Origin of the sequence: Vibrio sp. RM-69-4 (assembly GCF_024743775.1) — a bacterium.
GTDB classification, from domain to species: Bacteria; Pseudomonadota; Gammaproteobacteria; order Enterobacterales; family Vibrionaceae; genus Vibrio; species Vibrio anguillarum.
On the sequence record NZ_JAMQXI010000076.1, the window covers coordinates 61,400 to 77,693 of the forward strand.

Genomic DNA, 16,294 nt, shown 5'->3' on the forward strand with positions numbered 1-16,294 from the left:
CTTAATATGTAAGAAGGTTACTTTTAAGGAGTTTAACTTAAATTGGTGGTAATTCACTCGAAACTTTGCACTTTTTTACACATAACTGTCCATCTGTGCAATAAAATTCGATGCTCGTTTAAAAATAAATATAAAATTTATATAAAAAGTTGAGCAATATCCTTGGTGATGGATGAATTCCATGATTAAACTATGAGATTCACTGAGCGAGGTTTCAAATGCAGCAGTCTGACAAACAGTACAACATTTTTACGCCCCAAGATGTGGAGGTCATTTCAAAAGAAACACTGTTCCAAGGTTTTTTCCGCATGGTGAAATACCGCTTTAAACACAAGTTGTTTGAAGGTGGATGGAGTGAGGAGATTGAAAGAGAAATGTTTGAAAGAGGTCATGCTGCGGCTATGCTTCCTTATGATCCTGCGCGTGATGAAGTCGTGATTATAGAGCAAATTCGAGTTGGAGCACTAGAGCACGCCCATCCTTGGCAACTGGAGATTATTGCTGGAGTCATCGACCCTAATGAAACGTCCGAGCAGGTTATTCGTCGAGAGGCGATGGAAGAGGCGGGAATTGAAGTGAACCGAATCGAAAAAATTAGCTCTTATTATCCATCATCTGGTGGATGCTCTGAATTACTCGACGTCTTTGTTGGTGAAATCGATGCAACGCAAGCTAAAGGCGTACATGGGCTTGACTATGAAGGTGAAGACATCAAAGTTCATGTCATGAGCCGTGAAGAGGCTTACCGCTTAGTGAAAAACGGCCAAATTGAGAATGGTGCCTCAATTATCGCTTTACAATGGTTAGAGCTAAACTATCAACAGTTACAATTGCAATGGCAGAATTAGCATTGAAAAAACCATATCACGTTGATTTATCGGAACTAATGCGTGTGTACGAAACTAACTACGCGAAATTGAACGCTTTGTTACCAAGTCAGCCGAGCGTGGGTGACTTACGCTGTTATCAGGCTGCTCAAATGACCTATCAATTACAAGTGCTAGAGGTCACAAAGTACACAACTTTAGTGGAGATTTGTCAGAGTGATGACGTTTCAGTATTTCCATTACCGTCGATGTCTGTCAGGCTTTACCACGATGCACGTGTTTCCGAAGTGTGTGCAAGTGCGCGGATAAATCAGATCAAAGCTCGCTATGATTACCCGAATGAACAAATGATGCAAAAAGATGAGAAAGCGCAAATCAATCGCTTTTTAGGCGATTGGCTTACTTTCTGTTTAAAGTACGGGATTAGCCGAGCTCCAATTTAGTCTTCGTCATAGATGAAAATTAGTCATTCAATTTGGATTAATAAATTTTGAACGTGTCGCCAACTCTAGACAATTCAGACAGCATCAAGCTGCTACAAATTACCGATACGCATCTGTTTGCGCCGGATGATGGCAGCCTGTTGAGTGTTAATACGGTAGATAGCTTTCATGCTGTTGTGGCAGAAATTTGCGCACAACATGTTGAATTTGATGCAATTCTAGCCACGGGCGACATCTCGCAAGATCATAGTGCTGAGTCTTATCTTCGTTTCTCTCGTGGTATTTCCTCATTAGAAAAAACTTGTTTTTGGCTTCCCGGTAATCACGACTTTAAACCTAATATGGGCGCCGTATTCCCGTCAGAGCAGATTCAACAGTCGGAGCATGTATTACTCGGTGAACACTGGCAGATGGTGATGCTCGATTCTCAAGTGGTGGGCGTACCGCACGGACGGCTGAGCGATCAACAATTGGCTTTACTTGACGAAAAATTATCGACGCACCATCAGCGACACACCTTGATTGTGCTGCATCATCATCCTCTATTGGTGGGGAGCGCCTGGCTCGATCAACATAGCCTTAAAGACAGCGATGCTTTTTGGAATATCGTCACGCAACATCGCAATGTGAAAGCCGTCCTGTGTGGTCATGTCCATCAAAATATGGATAAACTCCATCACGGTGTCAGAGTGATGGCCACTCCCTCGACCTGTGTACAATTTAAGCCCAATTCAGATGATTTTGCTTTGGATCGCACTTCCCCAGGATGGCGTGAATTGACGCTATCTGCTGATGGTCAAATAGAAACTCAAGTCAAACGTTTAGCTAACGGCGCATTCCAACCGGATTTTAACGCTAATGGATACTGAGATGCCTACTCGTCAACCTATGCTGCTTTATATTCACGGCTTTAATAGCTCTCCGCTGTCGCACAAAGCACAAGTGATGGTGAAGTATTGCCAAATGCAGCGTCCTGATATCAAAGTGATGGTGCCTAAGTTACCCAGTTTTCCCGCGCAAGCTGCGGAATATCTACTTGATCTTATTCATCAACATCAAGATCAATATCGTATTGCGCTGGTGGGGAGTTCATTAGGCGGGTATTTGTCTATTTGGTTAAACCATTTGTTTGGTTTTCGTGCCGTGGTGATAAACCCAGCAATCAAACCGTATGAATTATTGGTCAATTTTTTAGGCGAACAAGTCAACCCCTACACGCAAGAGCACTATCGGCTAGAGGCGAAACATATTGAAGAGCTCAAAGCATTAGAGGTTAAAATTAATGACGTCACGTCATTTTGGTTGTTGCAACAAATGGGTGATGAAGTCTTAGATTACCGTCAAGCCGTCGCTAAATTGGCGGGAGCAAAACAGACGGTTGAATTTGGCGGCGATCATAGTTTTGTGAACTTTGAGCGATATCCGCGACAAATCATCGAATTCCTAGATCTCTGACCGATTCATTGAGGGGGGAGTCATAATTTTACCTGTAACTTACTTATCTCGCTTGACATAAGCAAGGCTCTTCCAGACTATGTTCTATCTATACTTTTGCAGTTTGTAATGCTGAAAAAATCAGCGTTGTTGTCGTTAATTAATCACAAGCACATCATTGATAAACTGCCGAAAAAGTAACGAATCATTTATCTATAAAAGCATTCCGTATTATGACTGAACAATATAATGCTGGGGCCATTGAAGTTCTTAATGGTTTAGAACCAGTACGTCGCCGACCTGGGATGTATACGGACACCGCGCGACCTAACCATTTAGGCCAAGAAGTTATCGATAACAGTGTCGATGAAGCGCTAGCCGGATATGCCTCCAAGGTACAAGTTATTCTCCACGCAGATCAATCACTTGAAGTGATCGATGATGGGCGTGGTATGCCTGTTGATATTCACCCTGAAGAGAAAATATCAGGCGTTGAGCTTATCTTCTGTAAATTGCATGCGGGTGGTAAGTTTTCAAACAAAAGCTACCAGTTCTCCGGTGGTTTACATGGGGTAGGTATTTCCGTAGTGAATGCCCTATCCAAGCGTGTGGAAGTGACCGTTCGCCGTGATGGGCAAATCTATGAAATGGCGTTTGAGCACGGTAATAAAGTCGAGGAATTGACGGTAACTGGCACCTGTGGTCGTCGCAATAAAGGGACAAGTGTCCACTTTTGGCCCGATACCAGCTACTTTGATTCGCCTAACTTTTCAGTGACTCGCCTAATCAATAATTTGCGCGCTAAAGCGGTACTTTGCCCGGGGCTCGAGATCACCTTTAGTGATAAGGTTAACAATCTTGAGCACCGTTGGTACTACGAAGACGGCCTAAAAGATTATCTCGCAGAAGGTGTAAAGGGCTACACCTTATTGCCCGAAGAGCCATTTACGGGTGAGTTTGTCGCTGAAACTGAAGCGGCCAACTGGGCAGTGATTTGGCTACCTGAAGGTGGTGAGATGATCACTGAAAGCTATGTTAACTTAATCCCTACCGCACAAGGTGGTACGCACGTTAACGGCTTACGCCAAGGGTTGCTCGATGCGATGCGTGAATTCTGTGAATTCCGCAACCTGTTGCCGCGTGGCGTTAAGTTAACTGGTGAAGATGTCTTTGACCGCTGTTCTTATGTGTTGTCGGTTAAGATGCAAGACCCACAGTTTGCAGGGCAAACCAAAGAGCGCCTTTCTTCACGTCAAACCGCGGCTTTTGTTTCAGGTGTGATAAAAGACTCCTTTAGTTTATGGCTGAATGAAAAACCACAACTCGCTGAATTACTTGCCGAAGTGTGCATAGCCAATGCGCATCGCCGCATGCGAGCCAGCAAAAAAGTGGTACGGAAAAAAATCGCATCAGGCCCCGCGCTCCCCGGTAAACTGACCGACTGTTCAGTACAAGACCTGAGCCGCACGGAAATCTTCTTTGTCGAAGGGGATTCAGCAGGAGGCAGTGCTAAGCAAGCGCGCGATCGTGAATTTCAAGCGGTTATGCCACTGCGTGGGAAAATTTTAAATACGTGGGAAGTGTCGGCAGACCAAGTGCTGGCTTCACAAGAAGTGCATGATATCTCTGTTGCGCTTGGGATTGATCCTGATAACGACGATCTCGATGGATTGCGTTACGGTAAAATCTGTATTCTCGCAGATGCGGACTCTGATGGTTTACATATTGCCACCTTGCTCTGCGCCTTATTTACCAAACATTTCCGAGCACTAGTCAAAGCGGGCCACATTTTTGTTGCTATGCCTCCTTTGTATCGGATCGACTGCGGCAAAGAGGTCTTTTATGCACTCGATGATGCTGAAAAAGAGGGCATTTTAGAGCGACTTAGCCAGAAAAAAGCCAAAATCAACGTCCAGCGATTTAAAGGTTTGGGTGAAATGAATCCGCTTCAATTGCGTGAAACAACGATGGATCCAAACACGCGCCGCTTGGTGCAACTGACCATTGATGATGCTGAAGCAACGGATGAGATGATGGACATGTTGCTAGGTAAAAAGCGTGCAGATGACCGCCGCGCATGGTTGCAACGTTATGGCGATATGGCAGAGGTGCAATAAATGTCAACTGAAATAACCTTTGATGGTGTTGAGAAACTGCCGCTGCGTAAGTTCACTGAAGACGCCTATCTCAATTATTCGATGTACGTCATCATGGACCGCGCACTGCCTTATATTGGCGATGGTTTAAAACCGGTACAGCGACGTATTATTTATGCGATGTCGGAGCTTGGACTCTCGGCGTCAGCCAAGTACAAAAAATCAGCGCGTACCGTTGGTGACGTGCTCGGTAAATACCACCCGCACGGTGATTCGGCCTGTTACGAAGCGATGGTATTAATGGCACAACCCTTTTCTTACCGCTATCCACTGGTGGATGGTCAAGGTAACTGGGGTGCTCCGGACGATCCAAAATCCTTCGCGGCGATGCGTTATACCGAAGCGAAACTGTCTAAATTCGCTGAAGTTTTACTGGGTGAGCTTGGACAAGGCAACGTTGATTGGCAGCCTAACTTTGATGGCACAATGCAAGAACCCCAAATGCTGCCGGCGCGTTTACCTCATATTTTGCTCAATGGCGTCACGGGAATTGCGGTGGGCATGGCGACCGATATTCCACCACACAATGTGCGCGAAATTGCCGATGCGACGATTCACCTGATCGATAACCCGGAAGCGCAACTGCATGATGTGATGCAGTACGTGCAAGGGCCAGATTATCCGACCGAAGCGGAAATTATTTCACCCAGAATTGAAATTGAGAAAATATATCGCTCAGGTCGCGGCAGTATCAAAATGCGCGCGGTTTGGCATAAAGAGGGTAGTGATGTTGTGATCACAGCATTACCTCATCAAGTCTCAGGCGCTAAATTGCTCGAACAAATCGCTAACCAAATGCGCGCGAAGAAATTGCCAATGGTTGAAGATTTACGCGATGAATCGGATCATGAGAACCCTACGCGTATTGTTATTGTGCCGCGTTCTAACCGCGTAGATTGTGACTTGTTGATGAGCCACTTGTTCGCATCAACCGATCTAGAGAAAAGCTTCCGTGTTAACTTGAACATGATTGGCTTAAACAATCGTCCTGAAGTGAAAGGTTTAGTGACCATTCTTTCTGAGTGGATTGAGTTTCGTCGCACCACGGTTCGCCGCCGCTTACAGTACCGTCTTGATAAAGTCATGGCGCGTTTGCACATCTTGGAAGGTTTGCTCATTGCTTATCTGAATATTGATGAAGTGATTGAAATCATTCGTACTGAAGATGAACCGAAAGCGGTATTGATGGCCCGGTTTGGTATTAGTGCTATTCAAGCCGATGCGATTTTAGATACAAAACTTCGCCACTTAGCCAAACTTGAAGAGATGAAGATTCGTGGTGAGCAAGATGAGCTTGCCAAAGAGCGCGAAAAATTAGAGCAGTTGCTTAGTTCTGAGCGTCGCTTGAACACATTGTTGAAGAAAGAGATCAAAGCGGATGCTGAGAAGTACGGTGATGATCGCCGTTCACCACTGATTGAGCGTGCTGAATCTAAAGCGTTGACTGAGCGTGACCTTGTGCCAAGTGAAGCGATCACCGTTGTGCTTTCGGAAAAAGGCTGGGTACGTCATGCCAAAGGGCATGATGTGGATTGCCAAAGTTTGAGCTACAAATCCGGCGACCAGTATTTGGCTCATGCTTGTGGTAAGAGCAATCAACAGGTCGTATTCTTGGGTAGCGATGGTCGAAGTTATTCGCTTGAAGCTCACTCGCTACCTTCGGCGCGCAGCCAAGGTGAACCGATTACGGGTCGTCTCAACATCACAGAGGGCTCGTCTATTCGCCAAGTAGTGATGGGGGAAGAGGAGCAACTCTGGTTAGTGGGCTCTGATGCCGGTTATGGTTTTGTGTGTAAAGGTGGTGAACTGCTGTCGAAAAACCGTAGTGGTAAAGCCTTAGTTAATTTGCCTGAGAACTCAGAGGTAATGACGCCGCAGGCCATCGGTAATTTGGAGTCTGATGACATTTTAGCGATCACGAATCAGGGCCGAATGTTGCTATTCCCAATCAAAGATTTACCACAGCTAACCAAAGGCAAAGGCAACAAAATAATCAATATTCCTGCGGCTAAGTCCAAAGAGCGTGAAGAGTTTGTGTCACACTTAATCTCCTTGCCTCAAGGAGCGGCTATTACGCTCTATGCCGGCAAACGCAAACTTGGTTTAAAAGCCAGCGATCTAGAAAACTTCCGTGGTGAGCGTGGACGTCGAGGTAGCTTACTGCCGAGAGGGTTACAACGTGTTACTGCGATTGAGATTGAATCAGAACTTAGTGATTCAGATCTTGAGCAAGAGTAAAAGTCTATAAATAAAAGCCCCCTTCGTGAGTTGGGGGCTTTTTTATGTCTCTTTGTTTTGTTTTTGGTGGCTTAGTTTTATTCGCGTAGGTCTTCAACAATTGTCACGGGAAGTGTCATCTCTTCACCCTTACGTAAGATGAGCACATCGACAACGGTACCTGGGCGCAAGTCAGTGACAATTTCCATCACACTCTTGCGACCATTAATTTTTTTACCGCCAATTTTTAGAATAATGTCCCGCTCTTTAAAACCAGCCGTTTCCGCAGGGCCATTGGGGTCAATGCCCAACACAACTATGCCGCCAATATGTTCACTGCCAAGTAGGCGAGATGTTACTGGAGTAATATCTTGCCCATCAATACCGATATAGCCGCGAATCACGCGTCCATCAGCAATGATTTTTTCCATAATGGTATTGGCTAATTTGTAAGGAATCGCGAATGATATACCATCGGTTTTCATTTCAGTTGCTTGTTGAAACGAAGCCGTGTTAATACCTACCAGCTCTCCTTGAGTGTTGACCAAAGCTCCACCTGAATTGCCTTCATTAATGGCCGCATCAGTTTGGATGAAAGCTTGACGTCCATCGGTACTGACTGATGAACGTTCAGTGGCAGAAATGATACCAAAAGTAGTGGTTTGTCCAAGGTTGTATGGATTGCCAATGGCCAGTACCACATCGCCAACTTTCACCGAGTAATTGGGATTTTGTGGAATAACGGGAAGGTTCGTTCCTTCGATTCGCAAAATTGCGATATCCGTGCGTCGATCTTTGCCTACTAATTGCGCTGCTGCGAGACGGCCATCTTGTAAGGCCGCTACGATTTGGTCGGCTTGGGCTACTACGTGATAGTTAGTAATGATGTACCCTTTCTCGCTCACAATCACACCAGAACCTAACCCTTGAATCGACAGTTTACTGCGATCGCTTTCGGTGTATTTTTGGTTGTAAATATTGACTACAGCAGGTGCGGCGCGGCGAACGGCTTGGTTAAACGAAATTTGCAAAGAGAGCGCATTGGGAGACTCTTCGGCCGCGATTTGCGGGAGAACATTTGAACGTAGCGAGGGAACCGCTAGTAAAATAACAATAGCAGCGAGAAGCCCAAGCCCCACTGAACGAAGTAAAAAGTTAAGCATATCTTCCCCAAACAAAACCCGCTATATACTCAGCTTATTTTACACCTGAGCTTGAGAGAGGAAGAATAGCACTACATGATTGAATAAGAAAAGGGCAGCATTTAAATGCTGCCCTGATCACTCGACAAGAGATTCTCACTAATTAGCGAATAACCAAGTAAATAGTTCTATCACCTCGTTGGATATTCAGCGCAAGTATGCTCGGCTTTTTCTCCAAAATTTCGCGTAATTGTGCGAGGTTTTTCACTCGTTGGCGGTTAACACCAATGATGATGTCCTCTTTTTGTAGTTGATACGCTTCTGCCGCTGACCCTTTCTCTATAGCAGTCACTTTAACGCCAGCGATTGGGTCTTGATCCGTCGTATTGGTCAGTGCCGCACCAGTCAACCCCGAGTGCAGTTGCTCTGCTTTGGTTGTGGTGTTGTTTTCACTCAAGGTTACGTCGAAGGTTTTGCTTTTACCATCGCGGATAACATCGATTGTGATTTTTTTACCTGCACCTAATGTTGCCACTTTGGCTCTTAATTCGTTGAAGGTAGAAACGTTTTTTCCATTAATAGCTGTGATGACATCACCCGCTTTGATCCCTGCTTTATCGGCGGCGCTATCTTTGATAACTTGGCTAACAAACGCCCCTTTACTTGACTCATAGCCTAGCGCTTCAGCCAGTTCAGAGGTTATTTCCCCCCCTTGAACGCCGAGCACTCCACGTTTTACCTCACCAAATTCTAAGATCTGTTCGGTCAAGTTTTTCATCATATTTGATGGTATTGCAAAACCGATCCCAACGTTGCCACCATTCGGCCCAAGAATCGCGGTATTAATCCCAATCAATTCACCATTGAGATTGACTAAGGCACCACCAGAGTTGCCACTGTTAATCGCGGCATCGGTCTGAATAAAGTTCTCAAAGTTTTCAAGATTAAGTCCACTTCGTCCTAGCGCAGAAACAATGCCGGAAGTCACCGTTTGACCAAGACCAAACGGGTTCCCGATCGCGACAGTGAAATCACCTACACGCAGTTTGTCTGAATCCGCGATACGAATTTGGGTTAAATTTTTTGCTTTTTTGAGTTTGATCAGCGCGACATCGGACATTTTATCGCCACCGACGAGCTCCGCATCGTATTCTCGGCCGTCGTATAGTTTGACGCGAATCTTATCAGCGCCATCGATGACGTGATAATTAGTCACAACATAACCTTTGTCTGCGTCAGTAATGACACCAGAGCCTAATGCTCTAAATGGCCGCTCTTGCGATTGGTCGATTGGGAAGTCAGGACCAAAGAAAAATCGAAACTGCTCGGGTAAACGTTGATGGGAGACTTGAGTTCCCTCAACTGAGATACTCACAACCGCCGGTGTCACTTGCTCTAGCATCGGTGCTAAGCTCGGCAATGGCTCACCACTGACAGAAAAGGGTAGCGCTGCCATTGCGGGTAGTGGGGTGATGATTGAACTTAAACTTAACGATAGAGCGGTTAAAAGAAGTAAAGGTTTTTTCATCATAAGCTCCTTTGGAATAACTGTGTTCGAAGTTTAATATTTGTACGAAAGACAAAACTTCAACACTCTCGTGAGGTTTATGACTCAAAAACCTTTATAAAGTTCATGAATTCAGATTAAACGGCTTTCACCTTAACCACGTCTGCAGAATGAATGATCTCTTTTTTAGGGGTATTAAAAAGCCCTGTTGCGCCATTGGCATAATCTTTCGGTGGCTGTTCCAAAATGTCATCGTTGCTTTTCTCTGTATCATTATGCAGAGCGATTTTTTTGATAAATGGGTTATCTTGCTCTGGCATATTCGGCAGAATTTCGGACGATGTTTTGGCCATGTGTTGATACAGTTTTGTATAATCTTTACCTAGGGTATCGAGTATTTCTGCCGCTTGAGCAAAGTGATCCGACAATTCTTGGCGTTGTTGTTCCAAACTAAATTTCGCGTTATCTAATTCTTTTTGTAGAGACTTTTGGTTTTTATATTGAGGCGTAGTCAATCGTGAAATGACCATTCCCAACACGGCCCCTACTAGCAAGCCTACAATGGCATATATCCAAGGCATAACAGCTCCTTATTGTTGTTATTTAACATGTTTTTTACCTGTTGGTTACACACGTCGCTTGGACATGTTACTATGACTGCTCTAGCCAATAAAGCGAAATACACGAAATAGCAGTTTCCATTTTCTTTAGTGCAGTAGGCGGTCATGACACCAAAACAGCGATATGAACACGATGTAAAAAAACTCGGTTTTCAACGAGACTCTGCTCAAGAAAGCGCCGTCGATGCGCTGGATTTACTCTACCATCAGTTTCAGGATTATCTTAACCAACCAGTTAAGCCCTCCGCGGTTTGGACCAAATGGCTTGGTCGCCAACCTGAACAGCCTAACTTACCTAGAGGGCTCTATTTTTGGGGCGGTGTCGGGCGAGGAAAAACCTATCTAATGGATACGTTTTTTGAGGCTCTGCCAACCACTTGCAAAATGCGAGTGCATTTCCACCGTTTTATGTACCGAGTTCATGATGAGTTGAAGGCGCTGGCTGGAGTTGAAGAGCCTTTAGAAAAGGTTGCCGATATTTTTAAGTCTGAAACGGAAATTATCTGTTTTGATGAATTTTTTGTATCAGATATTACCGATGCGATGATTTTGGGTACCTTGTTTCAAGCACTGTTTAAGCGCGGTATTATCTTAGTGGCGACATCGAACATTCCACCGCACGACTTATACCGCAACGGCTTGCAGCGAGCACGCTTTCTCCCTGCAATTGCTTTGATTGAATCACACTGTCATGTGTTGAACGTCGATAGTGGCATTGATTATCGCTTAAGAACATTAGAGCAAGCGGAAATTTACCACTATCCATTGGATGAAGCAGCAAGCCACAATTTACAACATTACTATCGGCAATTGGTTGGTGACGAGAAAAAAGAAGCACGCAGTGAGATTGAAATCAACCATCGCACCCTCCCTGTTGTAAAGGCTAGTGATGGTATTTTACATGCGACATTTGAACAGTTATGCCAAACGGCGAGAAGCCAAAACGATTACATTGAGTTGTCCAAAATTTACCATACAGTACTGTTGGCTGATGTGAAGCAAATGGATCGCGCCATCGATGATGCAGCGCGGCGTTTTATTGCGTTGATTGATGAATTTTACGAACGACATGTAAAAGTAATTATCTCCGCCGAAGTGGCGCTGGACGATCTGTATCTGCATGGGCAACTTGAGTTTGAATTCAAACGTTGTCAGTCGCGGTTAATTGAAATGCAAAGTCATGAGTATTTATCAAGGGAACATCTGGCCTAGCTCAATCCGAACACTTTTAAAGCAAAATAAAAAATTCGTGATTTTGTTCAAAAAGAGGTGATTTTTTCTACTGACTTCCCTATAATCCTGCGACCCACCGTTACTGCAGGCCTGTTTCTGTGAAACGAGAGGCCGAGAGAAACCAAACGCTCGAAGGGGCAACTTTGGACTCTTAGACAGTGGGGGCATTTTAATGCTCCTTTTAGTGTAAATTTTATTTAACGGGTTATTATTAGCATGAAAACTTTCGTTGCTAAACCAGAAACTGTAAAACGCGACTGGTATATCGTAGACGCTGAGGGTAAAACTCTAGGTCGTCTAGCAAGTGAAATTGCATCTCGCCTACGTGGCAAACATAAAGCTGAATACACTCCTCACGTGGACACTGGTGATTACATCATCGTTGTAAACGCTGAGAAAGTTACTGTAACTGGTAACAAAGCAGCAGCTAAAACTTACTACCGTCACACTGAATTTCCAGGCGGCTTAAAATCAATCACTTTCGACAAGCTGATTATTCGTAAGCCAGAGATGGTTATTGAGCTAGCGGTTAAAGGTATGCTACCACGTGGTCCTCTAGGCCGTGCTATGTACCGTAAGCTGAAAGTTTACGCTGGCGCTGAGCACAACCATGCTGCTCAACAACCAAAAGTACTAGACATCTAATTGGGGATTTCGAAAATGGCAGAGAATCAATACTACGGCACTGGCCGTCGCAAAAGCTCAGCTGCACGCGTTTTTATTAAACCAGGCAGCGGCAACATTGTAATCAACAAGCGTAGTCTTGATGTTTACTTTGGTCGTCCAACTTCTCGCATGGTTGTTAAACAACCTCTTGAGCTAGTTGAACTAACTGAGAAACTAGATCTATACATCACTGTTAAAGGTGGTGGTATTTCTGGTCAAGCTGGTGCTATCCGTCACGGTATCACTCGCGCTCTAATGGAATACGACGAATCACTACGTCCTGTTCTACGTGCAGCTGGCTACGTTACTCGCGACGCTCGTTGCGTTGAACGTAAGAAAGTTGGTCTGCGTAAAGCACGTCGTAAACCACAATTCTCTAAGCGTTAATCTTTTTTCAAAAGATTCGCTTCCAGTGTTACTGGATTGTGGTTCAAAAGCCCGGTATTTATACCGGGCTTTTTGTTTTTTGGTGTTAGCAAACACTCATTTTTTTAATCACATCATTTGGTTGTTGCTCTTTAATCTTCCTTTTGTGACCTCACGTGCGATTTACTTCACGAATGTTACGAAAAGGTAGCTTTATCTTGTCAAAAAGTAGGGTTTTATTTATGATTTGCCATCAAATAAATACAACTAGATTCGTATTTTGTTAGCCATGCTCTTGATAAGCGGAATAATAATAATCCACAGGGAGCAAATGGGAGAATGTTTGGATGAGCAATGCGCCTTTAAATAACGGTCGCAGACGTTTCTTAACCGCGACAACAGCCGTTGTCGGAGGGTTAGGAGCCGCTGCTGTCGCCGTTCCTTTTATTAAATCTTGGAACCCAAGTGCCAAAGCCAAAGCGGCTGGAGCCCCCGTTGAAGTTGAAATCGGTAAACTTGAAGAGGGGCAAATGGTTCGTGTTGAGTGGCGAGGAAAACCTGTTTGGGTTGTTCGTCGTTCTCAATCAGTGGTCGATGGGCTAAAAGATATCGAAAACCAACTTCGAGATCCTCAATCGGATGAGCAGCAGCAGCCTAATTATGCGCAAAATGCTTATCGATCGATTAAACCTGAATATTTCGTTGCTGTGGGTATTTGTACTCACCTTGGCTGTTCACCTACTTATTTGCCTGATTCTTTTAGTGAACAAGTTCAAGGGGTTAAATCTGGTTTTTTCTGTCCTTGCCATGGTTCGAAATTTGATATGGCGGGTCGAGTTTTTCAAGGTGTTCCGGCACCACTAAACTTGGTTATCCCTCAATATATGTATCTTAGCGATACTCGTATTGTCATAGGATTAGATGAGACCGGGGAGGCTGCATAATGCAAGTTTTACTTGATTGGGTAGAAAAGCGTTTACCTGCAATGAACGCTTACAAAAAACACCTATCTGAATATCCAATGCCGAAAAACTTTAACTTTTGGTATTTGTTTGGATCGTTAGCCATGTTGGTTCTTGTTAACCAACTGCTCACTGGCGTGTGGCTAACCATGAACTATGTGCCATCAGGTGAAGGGGCTTTTGCATCTGTTGAATACATAATGCGTGATGTTGAGTATGGTTGGTTACTGCGCTATATGCACTCCACTGGCGCTTCAGCTTTCTTTGTGGTGATTTATCTACATATGTTCCGTGGCTTAATTTACGGTTCCTATCAGAAGCCTCGTGAACTGCTATGGCTATTTGGCATGCTGATCTTCTTAGTGTTGATGGCCGAAGCCTTTATGGGATACTTGCTACCATGGGGACAAATGTCCTACTGGGGAGCGCAAGTTATTATCTCTTTGTTCGGTGCAATCCCCGTTATCGGTGATGATTTAACTCTATGGATACGTGGTGACTACGTTATTTCAGGTGCCACTCTGAACCGTTTCTTTGCACTGCATGTGATTGCTTTACCTATTGTTTTATTGTTGCTAATTGTTCTCCATATATTAGCACTGCATGAAGTCGGCTCTAATAACCCTGACGGTATCGAAACCAAAGTACCAAAAGGGTCGATGGGCGATGATTATAAAACGCAGTTTAAATTTCACGACTACTACACCAAGAAATACGACATCATTGATTCGATTCCATTCCATCCTTACGGGACAGTGAAAGATCTTATTGGTGTAGCCGGTTTCTTAATCCTGTTCTGTTATGTGTTGTTCTTTAACCCAGAGATGGGGGGCTACTTCCTTGAGCCGCCTAACTTTGAAGCGGCAAACCCACTAAAAACGCCAGCACACATCGCACCTGTTTGGTATTTCACGCCTTTCTATGCAATTTTACGTGCTGTTCCTGATAAGTTAATTGGTGTGGCTGCGATGGGTGCATCGATTGTGGTGTTGTTCTTATTGCCATGGCTGGATCGTTGTAAGGTTCGTTCTTACCGTTATCGTAGTAAGTTCCACTTAATCAATATTATTCAGTTCACTATCTGCTTTATTGCGTTAGGTGTTTTAGGTGCGTTACCTGCGACAGCCACTTACACAATGCTTGCACGTATATTTAGCGTTGGTTACTTCATGTTCTTTGTTTTGTTGTTCTTCTACAGCAAAAATGAAGCAACGAAACCATTACCAGAGAGGGTGACATTTAAATGAAAAAGTGGATTGTAATTTTGTTTGCAATGCTGCCATCTCTTGCTTTGGCAGCTGGCGCAAATGTACATTTAGATAAAGCAAATAATGATTTAACAGATCAAGCATCACTGCAGCATGGTGCAAAGCTATTCATGAACTACTGTTTTGGTTGCCACTCAACTCAGTACCAGCGTTATGAGCGTGTAGCGAATGATTTGAATATTCCCTCGGATTTGATGAAAGAGAATTTGATTTTTGATCCGAATGCCAAAATTGGTCAACTGATGGAGAATGCGATTCCAGATAAGTCGGCAGCGAAATGGTTTGGTGCACCACCACCAGATTTAACGCTTGTGGCTCGTGTTCGAGGAACAGATTGGTTGTATACTTACCTTCGTTCATTTTATGCCGATCCTAGCCGGCCCTTTGGCGTAAACAACATCGTATTCCCAAGTGTCGGTATGCCTCATGTGCTTGAAGAGCTACAAGGGATCCCACAACCAGTTTATGGTACTCATCTTGTCAATGGCGAGGAAGTCAAGGCTGTTATTGGTGCCGAGTCTGATGGAACGGGTGAGCTGAGCCAAAGTGAGTATGATCAAGCGGTCCGTGACATTGTTAACTTCCTTGAATATTCAGCAGAACCAGTCAAGCTTGAACGTCAAACTTTAGGTTGGTGGGTAATGGCATTCCTTGTGCTATTTACTATCGTGGTTGTTCTATTGAAGAAAGAATATTGGCGTGATGTGCATTAATTGTGCTACCATGCGGCGTTAATTTCTAATTTTTAGAATCTTCAATGGAGGCTTGGCCTCCATTGTTTTTATATCTGTAAGTGTGCTGGAGGGCTCCATGGCTGTAGCTGCCAATAAACGTTCTGTGATGACGCTATTTTCGAGTGCATCTGATATGTATAGTCATCAGGTACGTATTGTTCTAGCGGAAAAAGGTGTCAGTGTTGAAGTAGAATTAGTTGATGAAACCAATCTGCCAGCTGACCTTATTGAGCTAAACCCATATAAGACAGTACCAACGTTAGTTGATCGTGAGCTTGCTCTTTATGACTCAAAGATCATCATGGAATACCTAGATGAGCGTTTCCCTCATCCACCGCTGATGCCTGTTTATCCTGTGGCTCGTGGTAATAGCCGTTTGATGATTTACCGTATTGAGAAAAACTGGTACTCACTGGCTGAGAAAGTCGTGAAGGGTAATGCGGAAGAGTCAGAAGCAGCTCGTAATAAATTACGCAATGATCTGCTTACTCTTGGTCCTGTGTTCGCGGAATACGAATATTTCATGAGTGAAGAGTTTAGCCTCATTGACTGTTATTTAGCTCCATTACTATGGCGCTTACCTATTTTGGGTATTGATCTGATTGGTCCTGGCTCTAAAGAGCTTAAAGTATATATGAATCGTGTTTTTGAGCGTGATTCATTCTTGGCTTCTTTAACAGAAGCTGAACGTGAGATGCGTTTAGTTCGTTAAGGCAGTT

The 16,294-nt window shown here is 44.2% G+C and carries 16 protein-coding genes; 13 read left to right on the plus strand and 3 right to left on the minus strand.

Annotation, left to right across the window (positions count from 1 at the left end):
• Positions 1-218 precede the first annotated feature (218 nt).
• The 6 genes from nudF to parC all read left to right on the plus strand — a co-directional run bounded on the left by nudF (position 219) and on the right by parC (position 7,098).
• Positions 219-848: an ADP-ribose diphosphatase gene (gene nudF / locus NB504_RS12455; protein ID WP_258429004.1), complete on the plus strand. Its 630-nt coding sequence runs from the start codon at positions 219-221 to the stop codon at positions 846-848.
• Positions 836-1,270, plus strand: a complete 435-nt coding sequence (locus NB504_RS12460) for a DUF1249 family protein (RefSeq protein WP_258429006.1) — start codon at positions 836-838, stop codon at positions 1,268-1,270. The genes nudF and NB504_RS12460 overlap by 13 nt, the downstream gene beginning before the upstream one ends.
• Positions 1,271-1,317: 47 nt before the next feature.
• On the plus strand, positions 1,318-2,139 hold the full coding sequence (gene cpdA / locus NB504_RS12465) for a 3',5'-cyclic-AMP phosphodiesterase (RefSeq protein WP_013856058.1): 822 nt from the start codon (positions 1,318-1,320) through the stop codon (positions 2,137-2,139).
• Positions 2,129-2,725 (plus strand): esterase YqiA, encoded by a 597-nt coding sequence (gene yqiA, locus NB504_RS12470; protein ID WP_013856059.1) that lies wholly within the window; start codon positions 2,129-2,131, stop codon positions 2,723-2,725. Before cpdA ends, yqiA begins: the two co-directional genes overlap by 11 nt.
• A 212-nt stretch (positions 2,726-2,937) precedes the next feature.
• Complete coding sequence (gene parE, locus NB504_RS12475; protein WP_017042666.1) at positions 2,938-4,821, plus strand: DNA topoisomerase IV subunit B; 1,884 nt, start codon at positions 2,938-2,940, stop codon at positions 4,819-4,821.
• Positions 4,822-7,098, plus strand: coding sequence for a DNA topoisomerase IV subunit A (parC, locus tag NB504_RS12480; RefSeq protein WP_258429008.1), 2,277 nt, complete (start codon positions 4,822-4,824; stop codon positions 7,096-7,098).
• Between the two features lie 77 nt (positions 7,099-7,175).
• On the opposite strand, the gene degS is transcribed toward parC, so the two are convergent.
• The 3 genes from degS to zapG all read right to left on the minus strand — a co-directional run bounded on the left by degS (position 7,176) and on the right by zapG (position 10,307).
• Positions 7,176-8,240 carry an outer membrane-stress sensor serine endopeptidase DegS gene (degS, locus tag NB504_RS12485; RefSeq protein WP_026027947.1) on the minus strand — a complete coding sequence of 355 codons (1,065 nt, stop codon included), beginning with the start codon at positions 8,238-8,240 and terminating at the stop codon, positions 7,176-7,178.
• A gap of 142 nt (positions 8,241-8,382) precedes the next feature.
• Entirely contained in the window at positions 8,383-9,747 is a 1,365-nt protein-coding gene (locus NB504_RS12490; RefSeq protein WP_026027948.1) for a Do family serine endopeptidase, read from the minus strand.
• Positions 9,748-9,863: 116 nt separating this feature from the next.
• Complete coding sequence (zapG, locus tag NB504_RS12495) at positions 9,864-10,307, minus strand: Z-ring associated protein ZapG (RefSeq protein ID WP_017046504.1); 444 nt, start codon at positions 10,305-10,307, stop codon at positions 9,864-9,866.
• Positions 10,308-10,451: 144 nt separating this feature from the next.
• Between zapG and zapE the strand changes: the two genes are divergently transcribed.
• From zapE to sspA, 7 genes are all read left to right on the plus strand, one after another.
• Positions 10,452-11,558 carry a cell division protein ZapE gene (gene zapE, locus NB504_RS12500; protein ID WP_258429009.1) on the plus strand — a complete coding sequence of 369 codons (1,107 nt, stop codon included), beginning with the start codon at positions 10,452-10,454 and terminating at the stop codon, positions 11,556-11,558.
• Between the two features lie 237 nt (positions 11,559-11,795).
• On the plus strand, positions 11,796-12,224 hold the full coding sequence (rplM, locus tag NB504_RS12505) for a 50S ribosomal protein L13 (RefSeq protein WP_013856066.1): 429 nt from the start codon (positions 11,796-11,798) through the stop codon (positions 12,222-12,224).
• Positions 12,225-12,239: 15 nt separating this feature from the next.
• Positions 12,240-12,632, plus strand: a complete 393-nt coding sequence (rpsI, locus tag NB504_RS12510; RefSeq protein ID WP_010318040.1) for a 30S ribosomal protein S9 — start codon at positions 12,240-12,242, stop codon at positions 12,630-12,632.
• A 326-nt stretch (positions 12,633-12,958) separates the two neighbouring features.
• A complete protein-coding gene (gene petA, locus NB504_RS12515) occupies positions 12,959-13,555 on the plus strand; it encodes a ubiquinol-cytochrome c reductase iron-sulfur subunit (RefSeq protein ID WP_010318038.1) in 597 nt (198 codons plus the stop codon).
• A complete protein-coding gene (locus tag NB504_RS12520; protein WP_017046505.1) occupies positions 13,555-14,820 on the plus strand; it encodes a cytochrome bc complex cytochrome b subunit in 1,266 nt (421 codons plus the stop codon). Before petA ends, NB504_RS12520 begins: the two co-directional genes overlap by 1 nt.
• Positions 14,817-15,554 (plus strand): cytochrome c1, encoded by a 738-nt coding sequence (locus NB504_RS12525; RefSeq protein ID WP_017046506.1) that lies wholly within the window; start codon positions 14,817-14,819, stop codon positions 15,552-15,554. The genes NB504_RS12520 and NB504_RS12525 overlap by 4 nt, the downstream gene beginning before the upstream one ends.
• A gap of 97 nt (positions 15,555-15,651) precedes the next feature.
• Positions 15,652-16,287 carry a stringent starvation protein SspA gene (gene sspA / locus NB504_RS12530; protein ID WP_026027272.1) on the plus strand — a complete coding sequence of 212 codons (636 nt, stop codon included), beginning with the start codon at positions 15,652-15,654 and terminating at the stop codon, positions 16,285-16,287.
• Positions 16,288-16,294: the final 7 nt, after the last annotated feature.